Genomic DNA, 19131 nt, shown 5'->3' on the forward strand with positions numbered 1-19131 from the left:
GCATGCCCGGCAACTTCCACAGGCGACCACCCGCGAGGTATCTCATGAAATCACTGAAGCTCATCGGTCTGGCATTCGGCGCGTCGATCGCGCTGTCGAGCGCGGCATTCGCGCAGGATGTCACCATCGCAGTCGCAGGCCCGATGACAGGCACAGAGTCCGCCTTCGGCCGCCAGATGAAGAACGGCGCCGAGATGGCCGTGGCTGATATCAACACCGCCGGCGGCATCAACGGCAAGAAGCTCGCGCTCAACGTCGAGGACGATGCCTGCGATCCCAAGCAGGCGCGCTCGATTGCGGAAAAGATCGCCGGCGCCAAGATCCCCTTCGTCGCCGGACACTACTGCTCGTCGTCGTCGATCCCGGCCTCGGAGGCCTATGCAGACGGCAACGTCCTCCAGATCACCCCAGCCTCCACCAACCCGCTCTTCACCGAGCGCAAGCTGTGGAACGTGGCGCGCGTCTGCGGCCGCGACGATCAGCAGGGCCTGATCGCGGCGCAGTACATCGCCAAGAACTACAAGGGCAAGAACATTGCGATCCTCAACGACAAGACCACCTACGGCAAGGGTCTTGCGGACGAGACCAAGAAGGCGCTCAACAAGGCCGGCATCACCGAGAAGATGTACGAGTCCTACAACAAGGGCGACAAGGACTTCAACGCGATCGTCTCGCGCCTGAAGCGCGACAACATCGATCTCGTCTATGTCGGCGGCTACCATCAGGAGAGCGGCCTGATCCTGCGCCAGATGCGCGACCAGGGTCTCAAGACAGTGCTGATGGCCGGCGACGCGCTCGCCGACAAGGAGTACGCCTCCATCACCGGCCCGGCCGGCGAAGGCACGCTGTTCACCTTCGGCCCCGATCCGCGCAACAAGCCGACCGCCAAGAAGATCGTCGATGCCTTCAAGGCCAAGAACATCGACCCCGAAGGCTACACGCTCTACACGTATGCGGCGATGCAGGTCTGGTCGCAGGCGGCCAAGAAGGCCGGCACCACCGACGCCAAGAAGGTGATGGAGGCGATGAAGGCCGGCAAGTGGGACACCGTGATCGGCCCGATCGAGTATGACGCCAAGGGCGACATCAAGCAGATCGACTACGTCGTCTACAAATGGGATGCCAAGGGCGGCTACGCCGAGATCAAAGGCAACGGCACCTAACGCGCTTGCCGGGCCCCAAGGCCGTTATCCAAGCATCATCACGCCCCGGCTTGCCCGGGGCGTTCTTCTGGGGCAAGCGTCCTGGACAAGGGTCAGACAGCTGCGGGCAGTTCGCCGCCCGCCGCGGCCTGGGCCTTCCGCAGCGCTTGCAGGAGATCGTTCGGCCGAAACGGCTTTTGCAGGCAGACCACGTTGGCAAGGTGAGGCGATTGTTCCATGAAATCCAGCGCCGTCATCCCGGACACCGCAATGATGGGGAGGCCCGGCGCACGCTCCCGCAGGCTCGCGATGACGTCGACGCCGCTGGTGTCGCCAAGGAAGATATCGACGATCGCCGCGTCAAACGGGCTTTCCGCGAAGGCTTTCAGCCCGGCCGCACCGCTTTCGGCCTCCGCGACCTCGAAGCGATGGACCCGAAGCACGATCGCGACCATCGCACGGACGTCCTTCTGGTCGTCGATGATGAGAACACGGGGCATAGGGAAGAACTCCCGGATATCGATCAAAATCGATGATTCAAACCTGGAACCCACTCCGGCGGGAGGGCATTATGGCACCGTCCAGTAAAGCGCATCTTACCCGACCCCTATTCCGTGGTCCCACCAGAATTAAGTAATCTGTAACCTTCGGTTGAGTCGCGGCCGCAACAGTTCAAGATGTGCGCCCGTAACCCGCTACCATAGCGCCGGCCTGCGGGGATCCGAATGACGTCGATGAAAATGGCGAAGACCGGTCTGCGAGAGGTGGACGTGCCCGCGACGATCGACCGAAGCACATTCCTTTCGACCCTGCCGGCCACCTCGACCGACCGCACCGCCGCATTGGCGATCGTCGGCATATCCGCAATCCTGTTCGCATTGGCCGTCCCTTTCGCGGGTACCCCGCTCCTGCCCGTCCCGGCCTTTGTCGCGAGCTATCAATCGGCCCTCGCCGTAAGCGACATCGTCACCGCGGTGCTGCTGCTGTCGCAGTTTTCGGTCTTGCGGACCCGCGCGCTGCTGTGGCTCGCGAGCGGCTATCTGTTCACCGCCGCCGCGGCGCTGGTTCATGCCCTCACCTTCCCCGGACTGTTCACCCCGACCGGACTTTTCGGCGCGGGCGGGCAAACCACGGTCTGGCTCTACATGATCTGGCACGGCGGCTTCCCGGTGTTCGTGCTGGGCTATGCCTGGCTGAAGGAGGCCGACGGCGGCGCCAGGATCCGCGGCACGACAATCAGGGCGATCTGCGCCATCGTGTTCGGCGTCGCCGCCGCCATGGCCGTCTTCGCCTGGATCGTCACCGCCTGGCACGATCTGCTCCCGGTCCTGCTGCGCGACGGCCACTACATGCCGGCCATGATCGGCGTCGTATCCTTCGTATGGTCGCTCAGCTTTGCCGCCCTCGTCTCGCTCTGGTTCCGCAGGCCGCATTCGGTGATCGACGTCTGGCTCATGGTCGTGATGTGCGCCTGGCTGTTCGATATCGCGCTCTCGGCGATCGTGAACGTCGCGCGCTTCGATCTCGGCTTCTACGTCGGCCGCCTCTACGGCCTCTGCGCGGCGACCTTCGTGCTCGCGGTGCTCCTGGTCGAGAATGTCCGCCTCCAGGCGCAGACCGCGAGCATGGTCGGCGCGCTGAAGCGCCGATCGGACGCCGAGCGCGACTATCACGCCGAGCGCGAGCGGCTGTTCACCGCCGTCGTCGAATCCTCCAACGACGCCATCATCACCAAGTCGCTCGACGGCACCATCACGACCTGGAACAGCGCGGCCGAGCGCGTCTTCGGCTACTCCGCCGACGAGGCGGTCGGCCGTTCCATCGACATCATCATGCCGGACGATCAGCGTGACGATGTCGCCGAGAATCTGGCCCGCACCCGCAACGGCGAGGTCATCGACCAGCAGGAGACCGTACGGCTGCACAAGAGCGGTCAACCCATCGACGTGGTGCTGAGCCAGGTCCCGCTGCGATCGACCGAGGGCAAGATCATCGGCGCGTCCAAGGTGGCCCGCGACGTCACCGAGCGGAAGCGAGCGGAGATGGCGCTCAATCGGGAGATCGAGGAGCGCCAGCGCATTTTCGAGACCTCGCAGGACCTGATCCTGGTCACCGATGGTTTCGGCAATTTCATCCAGGTCAGCCCCAGTGTGAAGGACATCCTCGGCTTCAGCCCGGACGACATGGTCGGGCACAGTGCGATCGAGTTCATCCACCCTGATGACCTCGAGAAGACGCGCAGCGAGATGCGCGCGGCCCGGCGCGGCGCGGTCAAGCGCAGCTTCGAGGCGCGCTACTATCACTACGATGGTCACGAGGTCACGCTGAACTGGATGGGCACCTGGTCCGAGCCGGTGCGGCGCCATTTCTTCATCGGCCGCGACCTCACCGAGAAGCAGGCCGCCGAAGCCCAGCTCCGGCAGGTCCAGAAGATGGATTCGATCGGCCAGTTGACCGGCGGCGTCGCCCACGACTTCAACAACGTGCTGACCGTCATCACCGGCACGATCGGTATTCTGGCGGATGCGGTCGCCGATCGTCCCGAGCTCGCCGCCATCACCAAGCTGATCGACGACGCCGCCGAGCGCGGCGCGCAGCTGACCAAGCACCTGCTCGCCTTCGCCCGCAAGCAGCCGCTCCAGCCGCGCGAGATCGACGTCAATGCGCTGACGCTCGAGGCCGCCAAGCTGCTGCATCCGACGCTGGGCGAGCAGATCACCATCATGCCCCAGCTCACCGAGGACGCCTGGCCGACACTGGTCGATCCCGGCCAGCTCTCCACCGCCATCCTCAACCTCGCGCTGAACGCGCGCGATGCCATGCCCGACGGCGGCACCCTGGTGCTCGAGACCCGCAACGTCTTCCTCGACGACGGTTATGCCAGCATGAATCCCGACATCGTTGCCGGCAATTACGTGATGATCGCGGTCAGCGACACCGGCACTGGAATTCCGGCCGATCTGATCGAGCGGGTGTTCGATCCGTTTTTCACGACCAAGGAGGTCGGCAAGGGCACCGGCCTCGGGCTCAGCATGGTGTTCGGCTTCGTCAAGCAGTCCGGCGGCCACATCAAGATCTACAGCGAGGAAGGCCACGGCACGAGCGTGAAGATCTACCTGCCGCGCTCCACCGGCGTGCAGGAGACCGAGTTCGAGGCGCTTCAGAACGCGCCCGTCGCCGGCGGCAGCGAGAAGATCCTGATCGTCGAGGACGACGCTCTGGTACGGCAATACGTCGTGACCCAGATCAAGAGCCTCGGCTACGCCGCGCTCGAAGCCGCCAACGCGGCCGACGCCCTCACCATCATCGACGCCGACAAGGACATCGACCTGCTCTTCACCGACGTCATCATGCCGGGCGCCATGAACGGCCGCCAGCTCGCCGATGAAGCGGCCCGCCGCCGCCCCGATCTGAAGACGCTGTTCACCTCGGGCTACACCGAGAACGCCATCGTCCATCACGGCCGGCTCGACTCCGGCGTGCTGCTGCTGGCCAAGCCCTACCGCAAGTCCGAGCTGGCCAAGATGCTCAGAACGGCGCTCGCCAGTTGAGCCTGCGGCATCTCTGCGCTATCGCAGAAGCGAACTCCTCATCAGCGCGCGAGGCCACCTTGAAAAATCTGCTGACCGACATCGCCGGCGTCCGCGTCGGCCATGCCGAGGATGCCAAAGTCGCCTCCGGCACGACCGCGATCATTTTCGATTCCCCCGCGGTCGCGGCGATCGACGTCCGCGGTGGCGGCCCCGGCACGCGCGAGGACGCACTGCTCGATCTCGCCAATACCGTCGAACGCGTCGACGCGATCGCGCTGTCGGGCGGCTCCGCCTTCGGCCTCGATACCGGCGGCGGCGTGCAGGCCTGGCTCGCCGAGCAGGGCCGCGGTCACCGGGTTCGCGAAGCCCTGATCCCGATCGTGCCGGGCGCGATCCTGTTCGATCTCCTCAACGGCGGCGACAAGGCATGGGGACGCTTCTCGCCCTATCGCGACCTCGGCTACGCCGCGGCAGCAGCCGCCGGCACGGACTTTGCAATCGGCAGCGTCGGCGCGGGCTTAGGTGCCACCACCGCGACGTTCAAGGGCGGGCTCGGCTCAGCCTCGGCGGTGACGCCTGATGGCGTCAAGGTCGCGGCGATCGTCGCCGTCAATGCAGTGGGCAGCGTCACCGTCGGCAACGGGCCGTGGTTCTGGGCGGCGCCGTTCGAGGTGGACGGCGAATACGGCGGACGCGGCCTGCCTGACAAGTTCACCGACGACATGCTGCGCATGCGCATCAAGGGCGGTCCCGCCGCGAGCGCGCGCGAAAATACCACGATCGGGGCCGTCGTCACCGACGCGGTGCTGACCAAGCCCCAGGCCAAGCGGCTGGCGATGATCGCCCACACCGGCTTCGCCCGCGCCATCTATCCGGTGCATGCACCGACCGACGGCGACGTGCTGTACGCGGCTGCGACCTGCGAGAAGCCGATCGAGCCGCTGGTCGGCCTCACCGAGCTCGGCACCGTCGCCGCCAACGTGGTCGCGCGCGCAATCGCACGCGGCGTGTATTGCGCAACCGCGCTGCCGTTCGGCGGCGCGCAGCCGGCATGGCGGGACCGGTTTGGTGGGTAGTTGAACGCCCGTCACATCAGGCGTCATCGCCCGGCGAAGACCGGGCGATCCAGTATTCCAGAGACGGTTGTGATTGAACCGAAAGGCGCGGCGTACTGGATGCCCCGCTTTCGCGGGGCATGACAGCGCAATTTGGCGAGAGAGCGTTCTTAGCTCACACGCTCATCGACATCGACGAGCCGGCGGTCGCTGAGGCGCCTTGCCCCTGCCCGCCTTGTCGCTGCATCAACTGCGCGAACAGATCGTAAGCCGAATTAGGGGAGCTGGAGGCGCCCGGGACCGTCGTCGACATCTTGAAGCCGTCGGCATAGGTGACGGTGGTGGTGGTCGAGCCGTCGGCGGCGGTCGTCGTGGTCGAGGTCGATCCGCCGCTCGGCTTCGAGGAGGAATCCGATCCCTCGCCGGAGCCGCTGGCACCGTGGGCATGGCCGCGATGGCCGCTCTTCAGCGCCTTCGACATCTCGTCGAGGTTGACACTGCCGTCGGAATTCGAATCCAGCTTCGAGAACACGTCATCGGCCTGCGCCAGATTGGTGCCGCCGGCTCCCAGCGCTTTCTCGAATTCGGACTTGGTGATCTTGCCGTCGCCGTCCGCATCGATCTGCGAGAACAGGTCCTTCAGCGCAGCGTCCCGGCGGGTCGAGGACGACGAGTTCGACGAGGTCGAGGTCGTCGCGCTGCTGGTGCCGTCCGACGATTGGCTTTGCGCGGCGATCAGCGCGCTCATCGTCTCCGGCGCGATCTGCGAGCAATTGCCCGAGTTGGCCGACGAGGTCGCGCCGCTGCTCGTGCTGTTGCTGCCGCTGTCGATCGCGAACGGATTGGTCGGCGCGCTTTGCGATGATCCCGTCTTCTGTGTCGAGGACGACGATTTCGGGTTTGTCAGCGACTGGATCGCGTCGAGCGCCGTCGAGACGGCGCCAAGAGCAAACAGCATTGCACAACTCCAACCGATGCGGCATGCCGCGGTCAATGTTCCGGGGAGGAAGTCAGCAAGCGCCGTGCCAGCGCGAAAAGCTCAATGAATTCCGCTTCCAGCGCACCTGGCGCGGCCCGGCAATATCGGCAATTCGTGCCGGTGACGGCAGAAATTTCCGCCCACAGGCAGCGCGCCTGTCCTGCATTGCCCGCGACGGAGGCCCATGTTAGGCGAGGCCCATTCCTCTTCCGGCCGCCACGGGAAACAGCGCCATGACCCAAGCCTTCACCCCCCGCCCCCTGGCAATCGCCCCCTCGATCCTGGCCTCGGATTTCTCCAGGCTCGGCGAAGAGGTGCGCGCGGTGGACGCCGCCGGTGCCGACTGGATCCATCTCGACGTGATGGACGGGCACTTCGTCCCGAACATTTCCTATGGCCCCGACGTCATCAAGGCGATGCGCCCGCATACCAAGAAGGTCTTCGACGCGCACCTGATGATCTCGCCCTGCGATCCCTATCTCGAGGCCTTCGCCAAAGCCGGCTGCGACCACATCACGGTCCATGCGGAAGCAGGTCCCCATCTGCACCGCTCGCTCCAGGCGATCCGCGCGCTCGGCAAGAAGGCGGGCGTCTCGCTCAATCCGGGCACGCCCATCGGCGTACTCGAATACGTCATCGACCTGGTCGATCTCGTGCTGGTGATGTCGGTCAATCCCGGCTTCGGCGGCCAGGCCTTCATTCCCTCCGCGATCGGCAAGATCCGCGACATCCGCGCGATGACGGCGGGCCGTCCGATCGACATCGAGGTCGACGGCGGGGTCGGTCCCGACGTCGCGGGCGCGCTCGCCGCGGCCGGCGCCAACGCCTTCGTCGCCGGCACCTCCGTGTTCAGGGGCGGCACGCAGGACGCCTACAGGACCAATATTGCCGCGATCCGCAATGCCGCCGCAGGCGCCCGCGGCGAAGCCATCTGAGCCGCATCGGACTCTGCACGAGCGGCGAAAACCTGCGGCTCTTACGGGTGCCGCAGCGCGCGATGCCTAAAATTGCAACTGCGACCCGTACTCATCCGGGCTTCACTGATTCGCGCAAATCACCGCTACTGGCTCCTGCCTGCTTTTGACGGGAGCACATCATGACGACGACCCTGGTTTGGACTGGCGTGGCGTTGTGGCTTGGTTTCAGTGCATTTGTGGTGTTTGGCCCAACGGTCGGACCGGAGAAGGTTGCGGCCCGTTCCGCTCGCGTCCATCGCCTTCATCGCCGGGGCTGACGTCCATGCAGATCGCGGTCGTAAAATGTCAGCCGAAGCGCAGGTGCCGGATTCCGCGTCGCCCGCATCCGAGCCTCGATTATTTCTTCGGCCGCCTCGAGCGCGCCGACGGCGCCATGAATGACGATGCCGGGTTCGACAATTCGGAGCTCGACCATTCGTTGCCCTCGCAGCGCCGACACTGAGAACCTCCTTTCCGGATCAAATCCATGAAACCGCATTGCCCGAACTGCCTGAAGGAAATGACCAAGGCATCCGCGTCGCGTAACCTGTTCAATTGCGAGCCCTGCCGCGAGATCATCCAGTATTTCGGCGGCAGCGCGGATCACGGCGAGCCCGGTCCGCAATTCTCCTGGCCCATCCGCCGCAGGCGCACCGGCCATACCGCCCACGCGGCCTGATCTCTTCTCGGCGACGCCGGGCGCGCCTATCCCGCCGCCTCGCCGGCATCGGCCTCATCACCCGCCATTCGCGGCGGCCGCACCACGGTGACGGTGCAGGCCGCTTCCGCGGCCACCTTGGCCGAGACGCTGCCGAGCAGCGTGCGCCTGAATGAGCCCTGCCGCGCCCCGATGATGACGTGGTCGACGTGGTTGACCTCGGCGAATTCCAGGATCGCAGCGGCCGGATCGACCGCCTCCAGCACATGAGCCGACAGCCGGCTCTCGTCCAGCTTCAGCGGCGTGGCCCAATGCCGGAGCGCCACCAGCCGGTCGATATGCTTGTTGGAGCCCTGCTCGTCCAGCGTCCGGTCGATCGCGATGCGGTTGAGCTTCAGGACGTTGAGGCAGGCAAGCCGCGCCGAGGGCAGCGTGGCGAGAATGCGCTCGGTGGTGACGCGCAGCGCCTCGTTCAGCTCGGGCGCGCCTTCCGCCGTGTCGAGCGCGACCGCGAGGATCGGGCTCGATGCGATCTGGGCTGCGACATCCGATTTCGCACGCGGCTGCATCACGCCCTGGTTGAAGCGGCGCCGCCAGGCGACGCCGAGGGGGTCGCGCTTCATCCGTTCCGAGCGTGTCGTGAGCCTGACCTGGTCCGGATGGGTCAGATCGAAGGCGAGCTGGGACGCGGTCGGATAGCGCCGCACCGGCTCGATCTCGAGACAGCGCAACACCACCTCCTGGAGCCAGGGCGGGTAGTCGGCGCGCAGTGCGCGCGGCGGATGCGGATCGCGCCACAGCCGGCGCCGCATCGCGCGCAGCGTCTCGCCCTCGCCGAACGGCCGCTCGCCGGTCGTGAAGAAATAGAGCAGCACGCCGAGCGAGAACAGGTCGCTGCGCGGATCGTCGCGCACGCCCAGGAGCCGCTCCGGCGCCATGTAGGGCGCGGTGCCGTAAGGCAGGCGGAACTCCTCCTGCAGGAGATCGGGCAGATGGTTGTGGTGCGACAGGCCGTAGTCGATCAGCACCGCCTCGCCGCTCTCGCGGAACATGATGCTGCTCGGCTTGATGTCGTGATGGATCACGTTCTGCCGATGCAGATCGGCGAGCGCGGTCGCGATCTTCGCGACCAGCAGCCGCGCCTCCTCGTATGGCAGCGGCAGGTCGGCCAGCCGCTTGTAGAGCGTGGTCCCGGGGATGCGCTCGATCACGACATAGGCCTGGTGGGCGAAATCGCCGGTGCCGAAACACGAGGGCACGTGCGGGCCCGCGAGCCGCGGCAGGATCATCATCTCCATCTCGAAGGAGACGATCGCGGCGGGGTCCTCACCCTCCGACACCCGCGGAATTTTCATCAGCAGCGGGACGTCGATGCCGGGATGGGTGACCGTCCACAGCGTCGCCATGCCGCCGGCATGGACGCATTCGCCGATGGTGTAGCCGTCGATCTCCGCGCCTGATTTGACCAGGGGTTTCGGCATCGGCCTCTAGCGTCCCTGCGACAGCCGGTCGGCGAGCCAGGGCGGCAGGCCGTTCTCGCGGATCTTGTTCGCCGCGCTCGCGATGTCATAGGGCACGCGGCAATAGGTGATCTGGCACGAGACCGTGTCGAACAGCACGAAGGATGCGGATGGATCGCTGTCGCGGGGCTGGCCGACCGAGCCGAGCACGGCGAGCCATTGCCGTCCGCGCAAAAGCTGCACCGGGACGTCGGTCTTCGGCACGAAGCTCGTCATCTTCGCCGTCACCGACATCGAATAGAGCGCCGGACGATGAATGTGACCACAGAACGTGACATGAGCGGGCGTCGCGATCAGGCTCTTGGCGGCATCCGCCGTCGAGCGGACGTAGTGCCAGCGCTGGGGACTGGAGGCTTCCGAATGCACGAACAGCCGGTCGCTGTCCGCCACCAGCATTGGCAATTCGGCCAGGAACCGGCGCTGCGCGGCGTCAAGCCGGCCGCGGGTCCATTCGATCGCGATCTGCGCCTCGGCATTCATGGTCTCGGCCGAGGAATTGACCGCCTGGTCGTGATTGCCGCGCACGGCCACGGCGCCCCCGGCGACGAGCTCCATCGCGGTATCCACGACCCATTCCGGATCGGCGCCATAGCCGACGAAGTCACCGAGCAGGATGAACCGCTCTGCGCCCTTCGCACGGGCAACCTTCAGGCAAGCCTCGAACGCCTGCCGGTTGCCGTGGATATCCGAAAAGACAGCGAGAAGCACGCACCCTCCACCCTCAGGTTCTTATCGAAAGCCGATAAGGCCAAATTGAGGGACGTCAAGAAGATGCGCCAGCGCGGGGCCGTTTTCCAGCGTGCCCCGCCGCGATGGTCAAGGGTCTATTGCTCGTCCTTCGGCGGCATCCGGGGCGGCGGCAGCGGCGTGAATACCGCGCCCTGCGCACCGGCCGGCGGGGCGTTGAACTCGCCGGTCGAGGAATCGCCCCCGGTGGTCTCGAGGATGGTCTTGGGCGTCACATATTCCCGGACCATGTCGATCAGGCTGCCCTCGCCACCGCCGAAATCCGCGGCGCGGCCGCCCTGCGGATGCCCGGCCGCGATCTCGTTCTGCGCCGCGTGGGTCTTGTTGGCCAGCCGGTCGTCATAGGGCACGCGGAAGGCCCGGGGGATGCCGCTCGGACGATTGTCCTCGTCGAGCTGCTCGACCCAGAGATAGATCGAGCCTGGATCGCCCTCCAGCGAATGCGGCTCGACGATGCGGGCCTGGAGTAGCTTGAAGGCAGCAGGCAGCCGGTCGGCGCTGGCCCAGCCGAGCAGCCCGCGCATTTCGGTGAAGCTGACGACGTAGAAAGCGCTGGTCACGACCACCGCGACCGCCTTCAGCGCCCAGTGCAGCCGCGCATAGACCAGCACGACCAGCAGCAGCGCGCCGATGACGGCATAGGCGACCGACAGCGTGAGGATGACCGTCTGCAGGTTACTCACGGCGTATCCTCACACCGGTCTTCGCATCGACGTCGGCGCCGTTGCGCCAGCTGCTGCGGAACGTCTCCAGCAGCGATTTCGGCCGCTGGTCCACATTGACGACCTTGCCTTCCGCATCGAGCCGGAACCGCACCGCCGTCTTCTCGTCGCCGGTGTGGTCGAGCGTGAACTTGTTGTCGAAGATGACCTGCGCGGTCGGATTGAGCTTCTGCACCTTCACATTGGCCGTCACAGGCTCCCCGGTCGTCGCCACGAAGTGGGAGACGTTGACGGTGTATTCGCCGGCAACGATGCCGCGCACGGTGACGATCTCCTCGCGGATGGGCGAAGCGATCTTCTTGCCGTTGACGATGATGAAATCGTTGGCCCCGCCGCGATCGTCGCGGTCGAGCGTGAGGAAGCCGGCCTCGCGATGGCGATACCAGGCGATGTTGCCGGCCGGATCCTGCACGAACAGGTCGAGATCGTCAGGGTGATTGTCCGGCCAGTCCAGCGTGATCATGAACTCGGCCTTGGAGTCGATCTTGCCGTCCTTCGCATCCGGCGAGACCGCAAGCAGCGCCAGGAAGAACAGGAACGCGATCACCTGGAGCGCCTTGAACAGCATCACGCCCAGGGGATCGAACGGCTCCTCGCGCGGATAGAGACCGAAATCATCCATCATGACGGGATTCCGGCGCCCTTGCGTTCCAGCACCGGCGTCACGTACGTCTCGGTCAGCACCACCGCATCCGAGAACACCCGCTGGGTCGCGGCGTCCAGCATGTAGTACTGGATGCGGACCAGGATCGAGCCGACGAGGCCCGCCAGCGTCGTGTACATTGCAACCGCCATGCCGTCGCTCATCAGCCCCATCGAGGACCGCATCGCGACCTTGTCGGCGGCATCCAGCCCGGCGATCGGCGCCAGCATGATGATGAAGCCGATGATGGTACCGAGCAGGCCGAGCTTCATCAGCGTGTCCGAGACGAAGGCGCCGAAGCCGTTGGAGCCGCGCAGGCGGTCGGCCAGCGTCCGCAGCAGCAGCGTCTGGTCAACCGGCCGGTAATCCTGCGCGGCGGCCTTGGTGACCAGGCTGTCGATATGATCGCGCACCAGTCCGCGCGGCAGAGCCGTCGCGCTCGCATCGAGCAGCTTGCTGCCGCCGGGCGCCGCGAGCGCCGCCCTGCAGCGCCGCGCCGCCGCCCCCTCCCGCGCGATCGCCCGCGTGCGCAGGAAGCAATGGCCGCAGGTGAGGACATAGAGCAGCGCGATCACGCTGGAAATGTAGGTCCGGTCCGAGGTCAGCATCAGGTGGATCAGGCCGAAGCGCCACAACAGCACGACGGCGAAGATCGAAAGCCCGGTGAAGATCATCCAGAACAGGAGCGCGCTGCGCTCGGATGGGTCGGCAGCAGACCCTGCGATCGGTCCAATCGTCATCGAACTCATGCTGCACCGCTCCTGGCTTGCAGGGATTGTCCTGCAACGATTCCACCCCGATTAGATCAAAGCCGCCACGCCCGGTCCAAAGACCCATGCCCAATCCGGCTTGGGAAATTTGCCCGAGCTGCAATCCGGCCCAAACCCTGCGATTGGCAAGGCGCGGCGGCGTTGTTAGGCTGACCTTACCAAACTTTGGGGTGATCGCATGCGCCTCGTGCTTCAGCTTGTCGCCCGTCTGCTTCTCATTGTGGCGCTCTGCCTGGGCGCGGCGACCGTATGGGCCACGTTCGAGGCCTATCGCAGCGTCGACCGGGCGACTGCGGCCTCGGCGCAGCGGGTCGCGCAGGCGCTTCAGGCGCTGTACTGGCACGAGCTGTTGCTGCGCAGCAGCAGGGCGCGCGAACATCTGCTGCCGGTTCCGGAGTGGCGCACGCTGGACACGATGAAGCTGATCTCCCCCGGCGTCTGCGTCGAGTTCCAGCCCGCCGTCGCATTCGAAAAGCCGCTGTGCGGCCAGAGCGAGGGGCTAGGCAAGACGCCGCCGCGCTGGTTCGCATCGATCGTGCCGATCTTCCTCGGCAGCCACGCCGAGGTGGTGCGGCCCGTCAGTCCGCGCGCCGCGGCCGCCGGAACGGTGGTTGCGACGCCCGATGCCGCGGCCGCGATCTCGCTCGCCTGGGAATACATCCTCAACGTCATCGACGTCGCGCTGCTGATGGCGGCGGCGATTGCGCTGCTGGCGTCGCTTGCGATCGCGCATACGCTGGCGCCGGCACGCGCGATCGTCACCGCGCTCCAGCGCATGGCGCGCGGCCATTATCGCACCAAACTGCCGCGCTTCCGCTCGATGGAGCTTGCAATGATCGGGGGCGCCGTCGGCGAGCTCGGCACCCGGCTGGAAGAAGCCACCGAACAGCGCGCGGCGCTGACGCGGCGGCTGATCGAGATCCGCGACGACGAACGCCGCGCCCTCGCCCGCGAGCTGCACGACGAATTCGGGCAAAACCTCGCGGCCATCCTCGCTTTCGCCGACACCATCGAGACGGCGAGCGCGAAGCAGAACAGGGAAGACGGCATCGCGCAGGACGCAAGGATGATCTCGCAGGCGACCCATCATCTGATGGCCTCACTGCGCGATGCGCTGAAGCGGCTGCGCAATCCCCTGCCCGAGGAGCTCGGGCTGGAGGCGAGCCTCGTCAATCTCGTCGACAGCTGGCGCTCGCAGAGCGCGGCGCGGCCGACCATCCAGCTCGATCTCAGGGGCGATCTCACCGACATCAGCGGCCCGGCCGCCACCACCGCCTATCGCGTCGCCCAGGAATGCCTGACCAATGCGCTGCGCCACGGCGCGGCACGCGAGATCTCGTTGCGCGTCGAGCGGCGCGCCGGCGAGGACGACGCGCTGCTGATCCGGGTCGAGGACGACGGCGGCGGCGATGCGGAACGCGTGGCGCGGTCGGCGGGCTTCGGCCTCACCGGCATCCGCGAGCGCGTCGCAGCCGCCGGCGGGTCGCTGTCGATCCTGCCGGCCAGAGGCGGCCTCAGCGTCGCCGCCACCATCCCGCTCGCCGCGTGAGGCCGAGATGAGCGAGGTTGCGGCAACAGGCATCTCCGTGCTGCTGGTCGACGACCATCCCATCGTCCGGCAGGGCTACCGGCGGGTGCTGGAAAGCCAGGGTGACCTCCATGTCGTGGCGGAAGCCGACAACGCCGCGGATGCCTACGGCGCCTTCAAGGCGCACGATCCTGATGTCGTCGTGCTCGATATCTCGATGCCCGGCGCCAGCGGGCTGGAGGCGATCCGCAACATCCGCGCCCGCAGCCCGCGGGCGCGGATCCTCGTCTTCACCATGCACAACGAGGCCGTGCTGGTGAAGGCCGCCTTCAGCGCCGGCGCCTCCGGCTTCGTCACCAAGAGCAGCGAGCCGTCCGCGGTCGTGAATGCAATCCGCAGCGTCGCCCGCGGCGAGCGCGCCATGAGTGACGACATCGCGCATATCCTGGCCGACGACAGCCTGTCGCCGACCGGCTCAGTGCTGGACCAACTGGGCGAACGCGAGATCGAGATCCTGCGCCAGTTCGCCGGCGGCGCCACCACCGAGCAGATCGCGACGCATCTCAATCTCAGCGTCAAGACGGTGCAGAATTATCACTATCTGATCAAGACCAAGACCGGCGCGCGCACCGATGCACAGCTCGTGCGGCTGGCGGCGAGTTGCGGGCTGACGAAGATCTAGCAGCGGGGCTGCCGGATTCCTCAAGCGACGTGTTGTTCTTGAATCTGCTGAGCGGGATGGAACGGAGGCCATCCAGCTCCGGTTAGTAGTAGTGGAGGAATCGCCATGAGTAAGGCTCATCACAAGGCAATCGACCATCCCCCGATCATCACCGTAGGCGAGCTTATCGACGAACTCTGCCGCTTGCCCGATACGGCCGTCGTCCACTTCCACTGCCCCATGCTCGAACAGGAACTGACATTCTACCGGCTTCGAAAGCGGTCAAAGGATGTCGTCGAAATCGCGGTCAATGCATATCCGGAGAGCCCGCCGGTCGTTCCAGCAGCCAACGGCGCGCTTCACCCGCGCAGGCACGCAACTGCCTCGCCCTCCGTTCGCGAGGGCGCGCTTCTTCACAAGGCAAGAGGGTGAGTTAGGCGTCGCGGTCTATGCCGCCTTCAACCCGCGCAGCAGCAGCGCGAGCGTTGCATCGACGCGCGCGGGCAGATCGGCGTCCTTCCACTCGTCGGCATGGGCCGGATGGTGGAAGCGGACGGTGGCATCGAAGATCGCGCGCGCGGTGGCCTTGACGTCGTCCACAGCGAATACGCCCTGCTTCACGCCGTCGGTCAGGATCGCCGCGATCTGGTCGATCATGGTGTCCTTGTGACATTTGACGGCTGCGCAGGCCTCGCGCGCCAGCGTGAGATAGGTCTCGAACATCTCGGGATCGTCGAGCACACGCGAACGCTTGGCGGCGAACAGCGTGCGCAGCCAGCGGTCGAGCCGCACCGGCGCGGGCCCTTCCTCCCTGGCGATCTGGAGCAACGGCGCGTCGATACGGTCAAGCCAGCGCTTGGCAACGGCCTCGCGCAGCGAGGCCTTGCTCGGAAAATGGCGATAGACGCTGCCGTGGCTCACATCGAGCGCACGGGCAACATCGACCACGGTGGCTTTGGCAAGTCCGTAGCGCCTGAGTACGTCCTCGGTGACTTCGAGGATCCGCTCCGGCGTCAAGACAACGGCTTCATTCATGCCAGCACCATGTTCCCGCTCGGGGTTCATTTATCCGGCGATGGCGCTGCTTCCGAAGCGCCCTTGCCGGTCGTTCGGAATGCTCTCGCCTCAATGAGGCAGTTTTGCAGCCTGCGCCGCGATCTGGCGCGCCACCAGTAAATTGAGCCAATGCCCAATCGTCCCGGTCAAATTGATGATTTCGGTCGTCATTGTCGAAAGTCTCCATTCGTCCACGGTCCCCTCTCTTCAATTTCGTCCCTCGATCCGCATTTGTTTCGGACGTCGGGGCCTCCGGGGGTAGCCGCGGGACGCCCAATCGGAGCGTCCGGAAACGGATATACACGTCTCGCTGACAGATTTCAATATCTGTCAGTCAATGATCCGTGATTGACAGTTACTTTTTTGCCCCCCCGGCCCCGCGGGCGGGTCCGGTGGTCATCCCCCGTTACCTTGCCTCCGCCGTTTGTTTCGCCCTCCCCGCTCTGTTAAATCACGGCGTAAAAAACATTTTGGCCGGTGCCGCCCCTCAGGGCCGCCCGCCCACCTTTGCTGGAGCCGTCAGATGATCCCCCGCTATACCCGTCCGGAAATGGCCTCGATCTGGGAGCCGCAGACCCGGTTCAAGATCTGGTTCGAGATCGAGGCGCATGCGGCGGACGCCCTGGCCGAGCTCGGCACCATCCCCAAGGAGGCCGCCAGGACGGTCTGGGCGAAGGCCAAGAACGCCACCTTCGACGTCGCCCGCATCGACGAGATCGAGCGCGAAACCAAGCACGACGTCATCGCCTTCCTCACCCACCTCGCCGAGATCGTCGGCCCCGAGGCGCGCTTCGTGCACCAGGGCATGACCTCTTCCGACGTGCTCGACACCTGCCTCAACGTCCAGCTCACCCGCGCCGCCGACCTGCTGCTCGCCGATCTCGACAAGGTGCTGGCGGCGCTGAAGAAGCGCGCCTTCGAGCACAAGATGACGACGACCATCGGCCGCAGCCATGGCATCCACGCCGAGCCCGTGACCTTCGGCCTCAAGCTCGCCTATGCCTACGCCGAATTCTCGCGCGCCAAGGAACGCCTGATCGCGGCGCGGAAGGAGGTCGCGACCTGCGCTATCTCCGGTGCCGTCGGCACCTTCGCGCAGATCGATCCGCGGGTCGAAGAGCACGTTGCAAAAGCCATGGGTCTCGTGCCCGAGCCGATCTCGACCCAGGTGATCCCGCGCGACCGCCACGCGATGTATTTCTCGACCCTTGGCGTGATCGCCTCCTCGGTCGAGCGCATCGCGGTCGAGATCCGCCACATGCAGCGCACCGAGGTGCTGGAGGCCGAAGAGTTCTTCTCCGAGGGACAGAAGGGCTCTTCCGCCATGCCGCACAAGCGCAACCCGGTGCTGTCCGAAAACCTCACCGGCCTCTCCCGCATGGTGCGCGCCTATGTGACGCCGGCCTTGGAAAACGTCGTGCTCTGGCACGAGCGCGACATCTCGCACTCCTCCGCCGAGCGCATGATGGGTCCGGACGCGACCGTGACGCTCGACTTCGCGCTGGTGCGCCTTGCCGGCCTGATCGACAAGCTGCTGGTCTATCCCGCCAACATGCAGAAGAATCTCGACCGCCTCGGCGGCCTCGTGCATTCGCAGCGCGTGCTCCTGGCGCTGACGCAGAAGGGCGCGAGCCGCGAGGACGCCTACAAGCTGGTGCAGCGCAACGCCATGCCGGTCTGGCGCGGCGAAGGCGACTTCCTCCAGCTCCTGAAGCAGGACGCCGAGGTGAAGAAATATCTCACCGACGCCGAGATCGAGGAGCAGTTCGACCTCGCCTATCACCTCAAGCACGTCGACACGATCTTCAAGCGCGTGTTCGGCGAGAGCTGATTATTCTCGTCATTCCGGGGCACACGAAGCGTGAACCCGGAATCTCGCGCGACGACATCCAGATTCCGGGTTCGATGCGACGCATCGCCCCGGGATGACGAGAGAACCCAAAAGAAACGGATCCCCCTCATGCCCATCGTCAACCGCATCGCCGCCCTCTCCGACGAAATGGCCGCCTGGCGCCATGACTTCCACGAGAACCCGGAGCTGCTCTACGAGGTCCACCGTACAGCCGGCATCGTCGCCGATCGCTTGCGCGAGTTCGGCTGCGACGAGGTGGTGACGGGCATCGGCCGCACCGGCGTCGTCGGCGTGATCCGCGGCCGCAAATCGGCCTCCGGCAAGACCATCGGCCTGCGCGCCGACATGGACGCGCTGCCGATCACGGAAACCTCGGGCGTGCCCTATGCCTCCAAGGTCCCCGGCAAGATGCACGCCTGCGGCCATGACGGTCACACCGCGATGCTGCTGGGCGCCGCAAAATATCTCGCCGAGACCCGCAATTTCGACGGCACCGCGATCGTGATCTTCCAGCCCGCCGAGGAAGGCGGCGGCGGCGGCAAGGCCATGGTCGAGGACGGCCTGATGACGCGCTGGAACATCCAGGAGGTCTACGGCATGCACAACATGCCGGGCCTGCCCGAAGGCCATTTCGCCACCACGCCCGGCGCGATGCTCGCCTCCTCCGACAACATCCAGATCACGGTCCATGGCAAGGGCGGTCACGCCGGCGCGGGTCCGCACAAATCGGTCGACAGCGTGCTGATCGGCTCGCAGATCGTCAATGCGCTGCAATCGATCGTCGCGCGCAACATCGATCCGCTCAAATCCGCCGTCATCTCGATCACGCAATTCCACTCCGGCACCGCCTTCAACATCATCCCGGAGGTCGCAGAGCTCGGCGGCACCGTGCGCACGCTCGATCCCGAGGTGCGCGATCTGGTCGAACGCCGCATCGGCGAGGTCGCAGAGAGCGTCGCGCGCGCCTATGGCGGCTCGGCGGAGACGAAATACACACGGATGTACCCGGTGACGATGAACCATGCGCGCGAGGCCGGGATTGCCGCCGACGTCGCCCGCGACATCGTCGGCGCCGAGCGCGTCAACGACAAGTTCATCCCGATGATGGGCGCCGAGGACTTCTCCTTCATGCTGGAGGCGCGTCCCGGTGCCATGGTGCTGGTCGGCATGGGCGACGGCAACGAATGCCACCACCCGTCCTATGTCTTCAACGACAACATCCTCGGCCACGGCGCCTCGTTCTGGGTGCGCTTGATCGAGACGAGGATGCCGGCGGGTTAAGGCCGGCTTCGCAGCAGGCAACATTCGC

Annotated in this window: 19 protein-coding genes; 10 read left to right on the forward strand and 9 right to left on the reverse strand. The window is 65.9% G+C overall.

The genetic code is table 11. The annotated features are described in order from the left end of the window. The first annotated feature begins 44 nt into the window (after nt 1–44). The gene (locus tag BJA_RS28725; RefSeq protein ID WP_011088421.1) at nt 45–1163 is read left to right on the forward strand and encodes a branched-chain amino acid ABC transporter substrate-binding protein; all 1119 of its coding nucleotides are present in this window, start codon (nt 45–47) and stop codon (nt 1161–1163) included. Between the two features lie 92 nt (nt 1164–1255). On the opposite strand, the gene BJA_RS28730 is transcribed toward BJA_RS28725, so the two are convergent. After that, the gene (locus BJA_RS28730) at nt 1256–1642 is read right to left on the reverse strand and encodes a response regulator (RefSeq protein ID WP_038967598.1); all 387 of its coding nucleotides are present in this window, start codon (nt 1640–1642) and stop codon (nt 1256–1258) included. Nucleotides 1643–1867: 225 nt separating this feature from the next. Here BJA_RS28730 and BJA_RS28735 point away from each other — a divergent pair, with 225 nt between their 5' ends. Continuing rightward, nucleotides 1868–4693, forward strand: a complete 2826-nt coding sequence (locus tag BJA_RS28735) for a PAS domain S-box protein (protein ID WP_011088423.1) — start codon at nt 1868–1870, stop codon at nt 4691–4693. A gap of 59 nt (nt 4694–4752) precedes the next feature. After that, nucleotides 4753–5751 (forward strand): P1 family peptidase, encoded by a 999-nt coding sequence (locus BJA_RS28740; RefSeq protein WP_011088424.1) that lies wholly within the window; start codon nt 4753–4755, stop codon nt 5749–5751. Between the two features lie 154 nt (nt 5752–5905). Here the strand turns inward: BJA_RS28740 and BJA_RS28745 are convergent, their stop codons facing one another. Then, the gene (locus BJA_RS28745) at nt 5906–6688 is read right to left on the reverse strand and encodes an EF-hand domain-containing protein (protein ID WP_011088425.1); all 783 of its coding nucleotides are present in this window, start codon (nt 6686–6688) and stop codon (nt 5906–5908) included. A 254-nt stretch (nt 6689–6942) separates the two neighbouring features. Here BJA_RS28745 and rpe point away from each other — a divergent pair, with 254 nt between their 5' ends. Then, entirely contained in the window at nt 6943–7644 is a 702-nt protein-coding gene (gene rpe, locus BJA_RS28750) for a ribulose-phosphate 3-epimerase (RefSeq protein WP_011088426.1), read from the forward strand. Nucleotides 7645–7927: 283 nt separating this feature from the next. Here the strand turns inward: rpe and BJA_RS28755 are convergent, their stop codons facing one another. After that, on the reverse strand, nt 7928–8101 hold the full coding sequence (locus tag BJA_RS28755; protein ID WP_162494042.1) for a hypothetical protein: 174 nt from the start codon (nt 8099–8101) through the stop codon (nt 7928–7930). 51 nt (nt 8102–8152) lie between these two features. Between BJA_RS28755 and BJA_RS28760 the strand changes: the two genes are divergently transcribed. Then, entirely contained in the window at nt 8153–8344 is a 192-nt protein-coding gene (locus BJA_RS28760; protein WP_028173398.1) for a hypothetical protein, read from the forward strand. 26 nt (nt 8345–8370) lie between these two features. Here BJA_RS28760 and BJA_RS28765 read toward each other — a convergent pair whose 3' ends face one another. The 5 genes from BJA_RS28765 to BJA_RS28785 form a co-directional block, all read right to left on the reverse strand. After that, nucleotides 8371–9804 (reverse strand): serine/threonine protein kinase, encoded by a 1434-nt coding sequence (locus BJA_RS28765; protein WP_011088428.1) that lies wholly within the window; start codon nt 9802–9804, stop codon nt 8371–8373. 6 nt (nt 9805–9810) lie between these two features. Beyond that, on the reverse strand, nt 9811–10551 hold the full coding sequence (locus BJA_RS28770) for a metallophosphoesterase family protein (protein ID WP_011088429.1): 741 nt from the start codon (nt 10549–10551) through the stop codon (nt 9811–9813). Between the two features lie 116 nt (nt 10552–10667). After that, on the reverse strand, nt 10668–11273 hold the full coding sequence (locus BJA_RS28775) for a hypothetical protein (RefSeq protein ID WP_011088430.1): 606 nt from the start codon (nt 11271–11273) through the stop codon (nt 10668–10670). Then, nucleotides 11266–11937 carry a hypothetical protein gene (locus tag BJA_RS28780; protein WP_011088431.1) on the reverse strand — a complete coding sequence of 224 codons (672 nt, stop codon included), beginning with the start codon at nt 11935–11937 and terminating at the stop codon, nt 11266–11268. Before BJA_RS28780 ends, BJA_RS28775 begins: the two co-directional genes overlap by 8 nt. After that, entirely contained in the window at nt 11934–12704 is a 771-nt protein-coding gene (locus BJA_RS28785; RefSeq protein ID WP_011088432.1) for a MotA/TolQ/ExbB proton channel family protein, read from the reverse strand. Before BJA_RS28785 ends, BJA_RS28780 begins: the two co-directional genes overlap by 4 nt. A gap of 199 nt (nt 12705–12903) precedes the next feature. On the opposite strand from BJA_RS28785, the gene BJA_RS28790 reads away from it, so the two are divergent. The 3 genes from BJA_RS28790 (at nt 12904) to BJA_RS28800 (ending at nt 15346) form a co-directional block, all read left to right on the forward strand. After that, nucleotides 12904–14274 carry a sensor histidine kinase gene (locus BJA_RS28790; RefSeq protein ID WP_011088433.1) on the forward strand — a complete coding sequence of 457 codons (1371 nt, stop codon included), beginning with the start codon at nt 12904–12906 and terminating at the stop codon, nt 14272–14274. 7 nt (nt 14275–14281) lie between these two features. After that, nucleotides 14282–14935 (forward strand): response regulator, encoded by a 654-nt coding sequence (locus BJA_RS28795; RefSeq protein WP_011088434.1) that lies wholly within the window; start codon nt 14282–14284, stop codon nt 14933–14935. 105 nt (nt 14936–15040) lie between these two features. Beyond that, nucleotides 15041–15346: a hypothetical protein gene (locus tag BJA_RS28800; RefSeq protein ID WP_038967604.1), complete on the forward strand. Its 306-nt coding sequence runs from the start codon at nt 15041–15043 to the stop codon at nt 15344–15346. Between the two features lie 15 nt (nt 15347–15361). Here BJA_RS28800 and BJA_RS28805 read toward each other — a convergent pair whose 3' ends face one another. Beyond that, entirely contained in the window at nt 15362–15949 is a 588-nt protein-coding gene (locus tag BJA_RS28805; RefSeq protein WP_028173393.1) for a TetR family transcriptional regulator, read from the reverse strand. A 544-nt stretch (nt 15950–16493) separates the two neighbouring features. Here BJA_RS28805 and purB point away from each other — a divergent pair. Together purB and BJA_RS28815 are read left to right on the forward strand one after the other, a co-directional pair. Next, a complete protein-coding gene (purB, locus tag BJA_RS28810; RefSeq protein WP_011088436.1) occupies nt 16494–17801 on the forward strand; it encodes an adenylosuccinate lyase in 1308 nt (435 codons plus the stop codon). Nucleotides 17802–17930: 129 nt separating this feature from the next. Further along, the gene (locus BJA_RS28815) at nt 17931–19103 is read left to right on the forward strand and encodes a M20 aminoacylase family protein (protein ID WP_011088437.1); all 1173 of its coding nucleotides are present in this window, start codon (nt 17931–17933) and stop codon (nt 19101–19103) included. Nucleotides 19104–19131: the final 28 nt, after the last annotated feature.

This window comes from Bradyrhizobium diazoefficiens USDA 110, from assembly GCF_000011365.1.
GTDB classification, from domain to species: domain Bacteria; phylum Pseudomonadota; class Alphaproteobacteria; order Rhizobiales; family Xanthobacteraceae; genus Bradyrhizobium; species Bradyrhizobium diazoefficiens.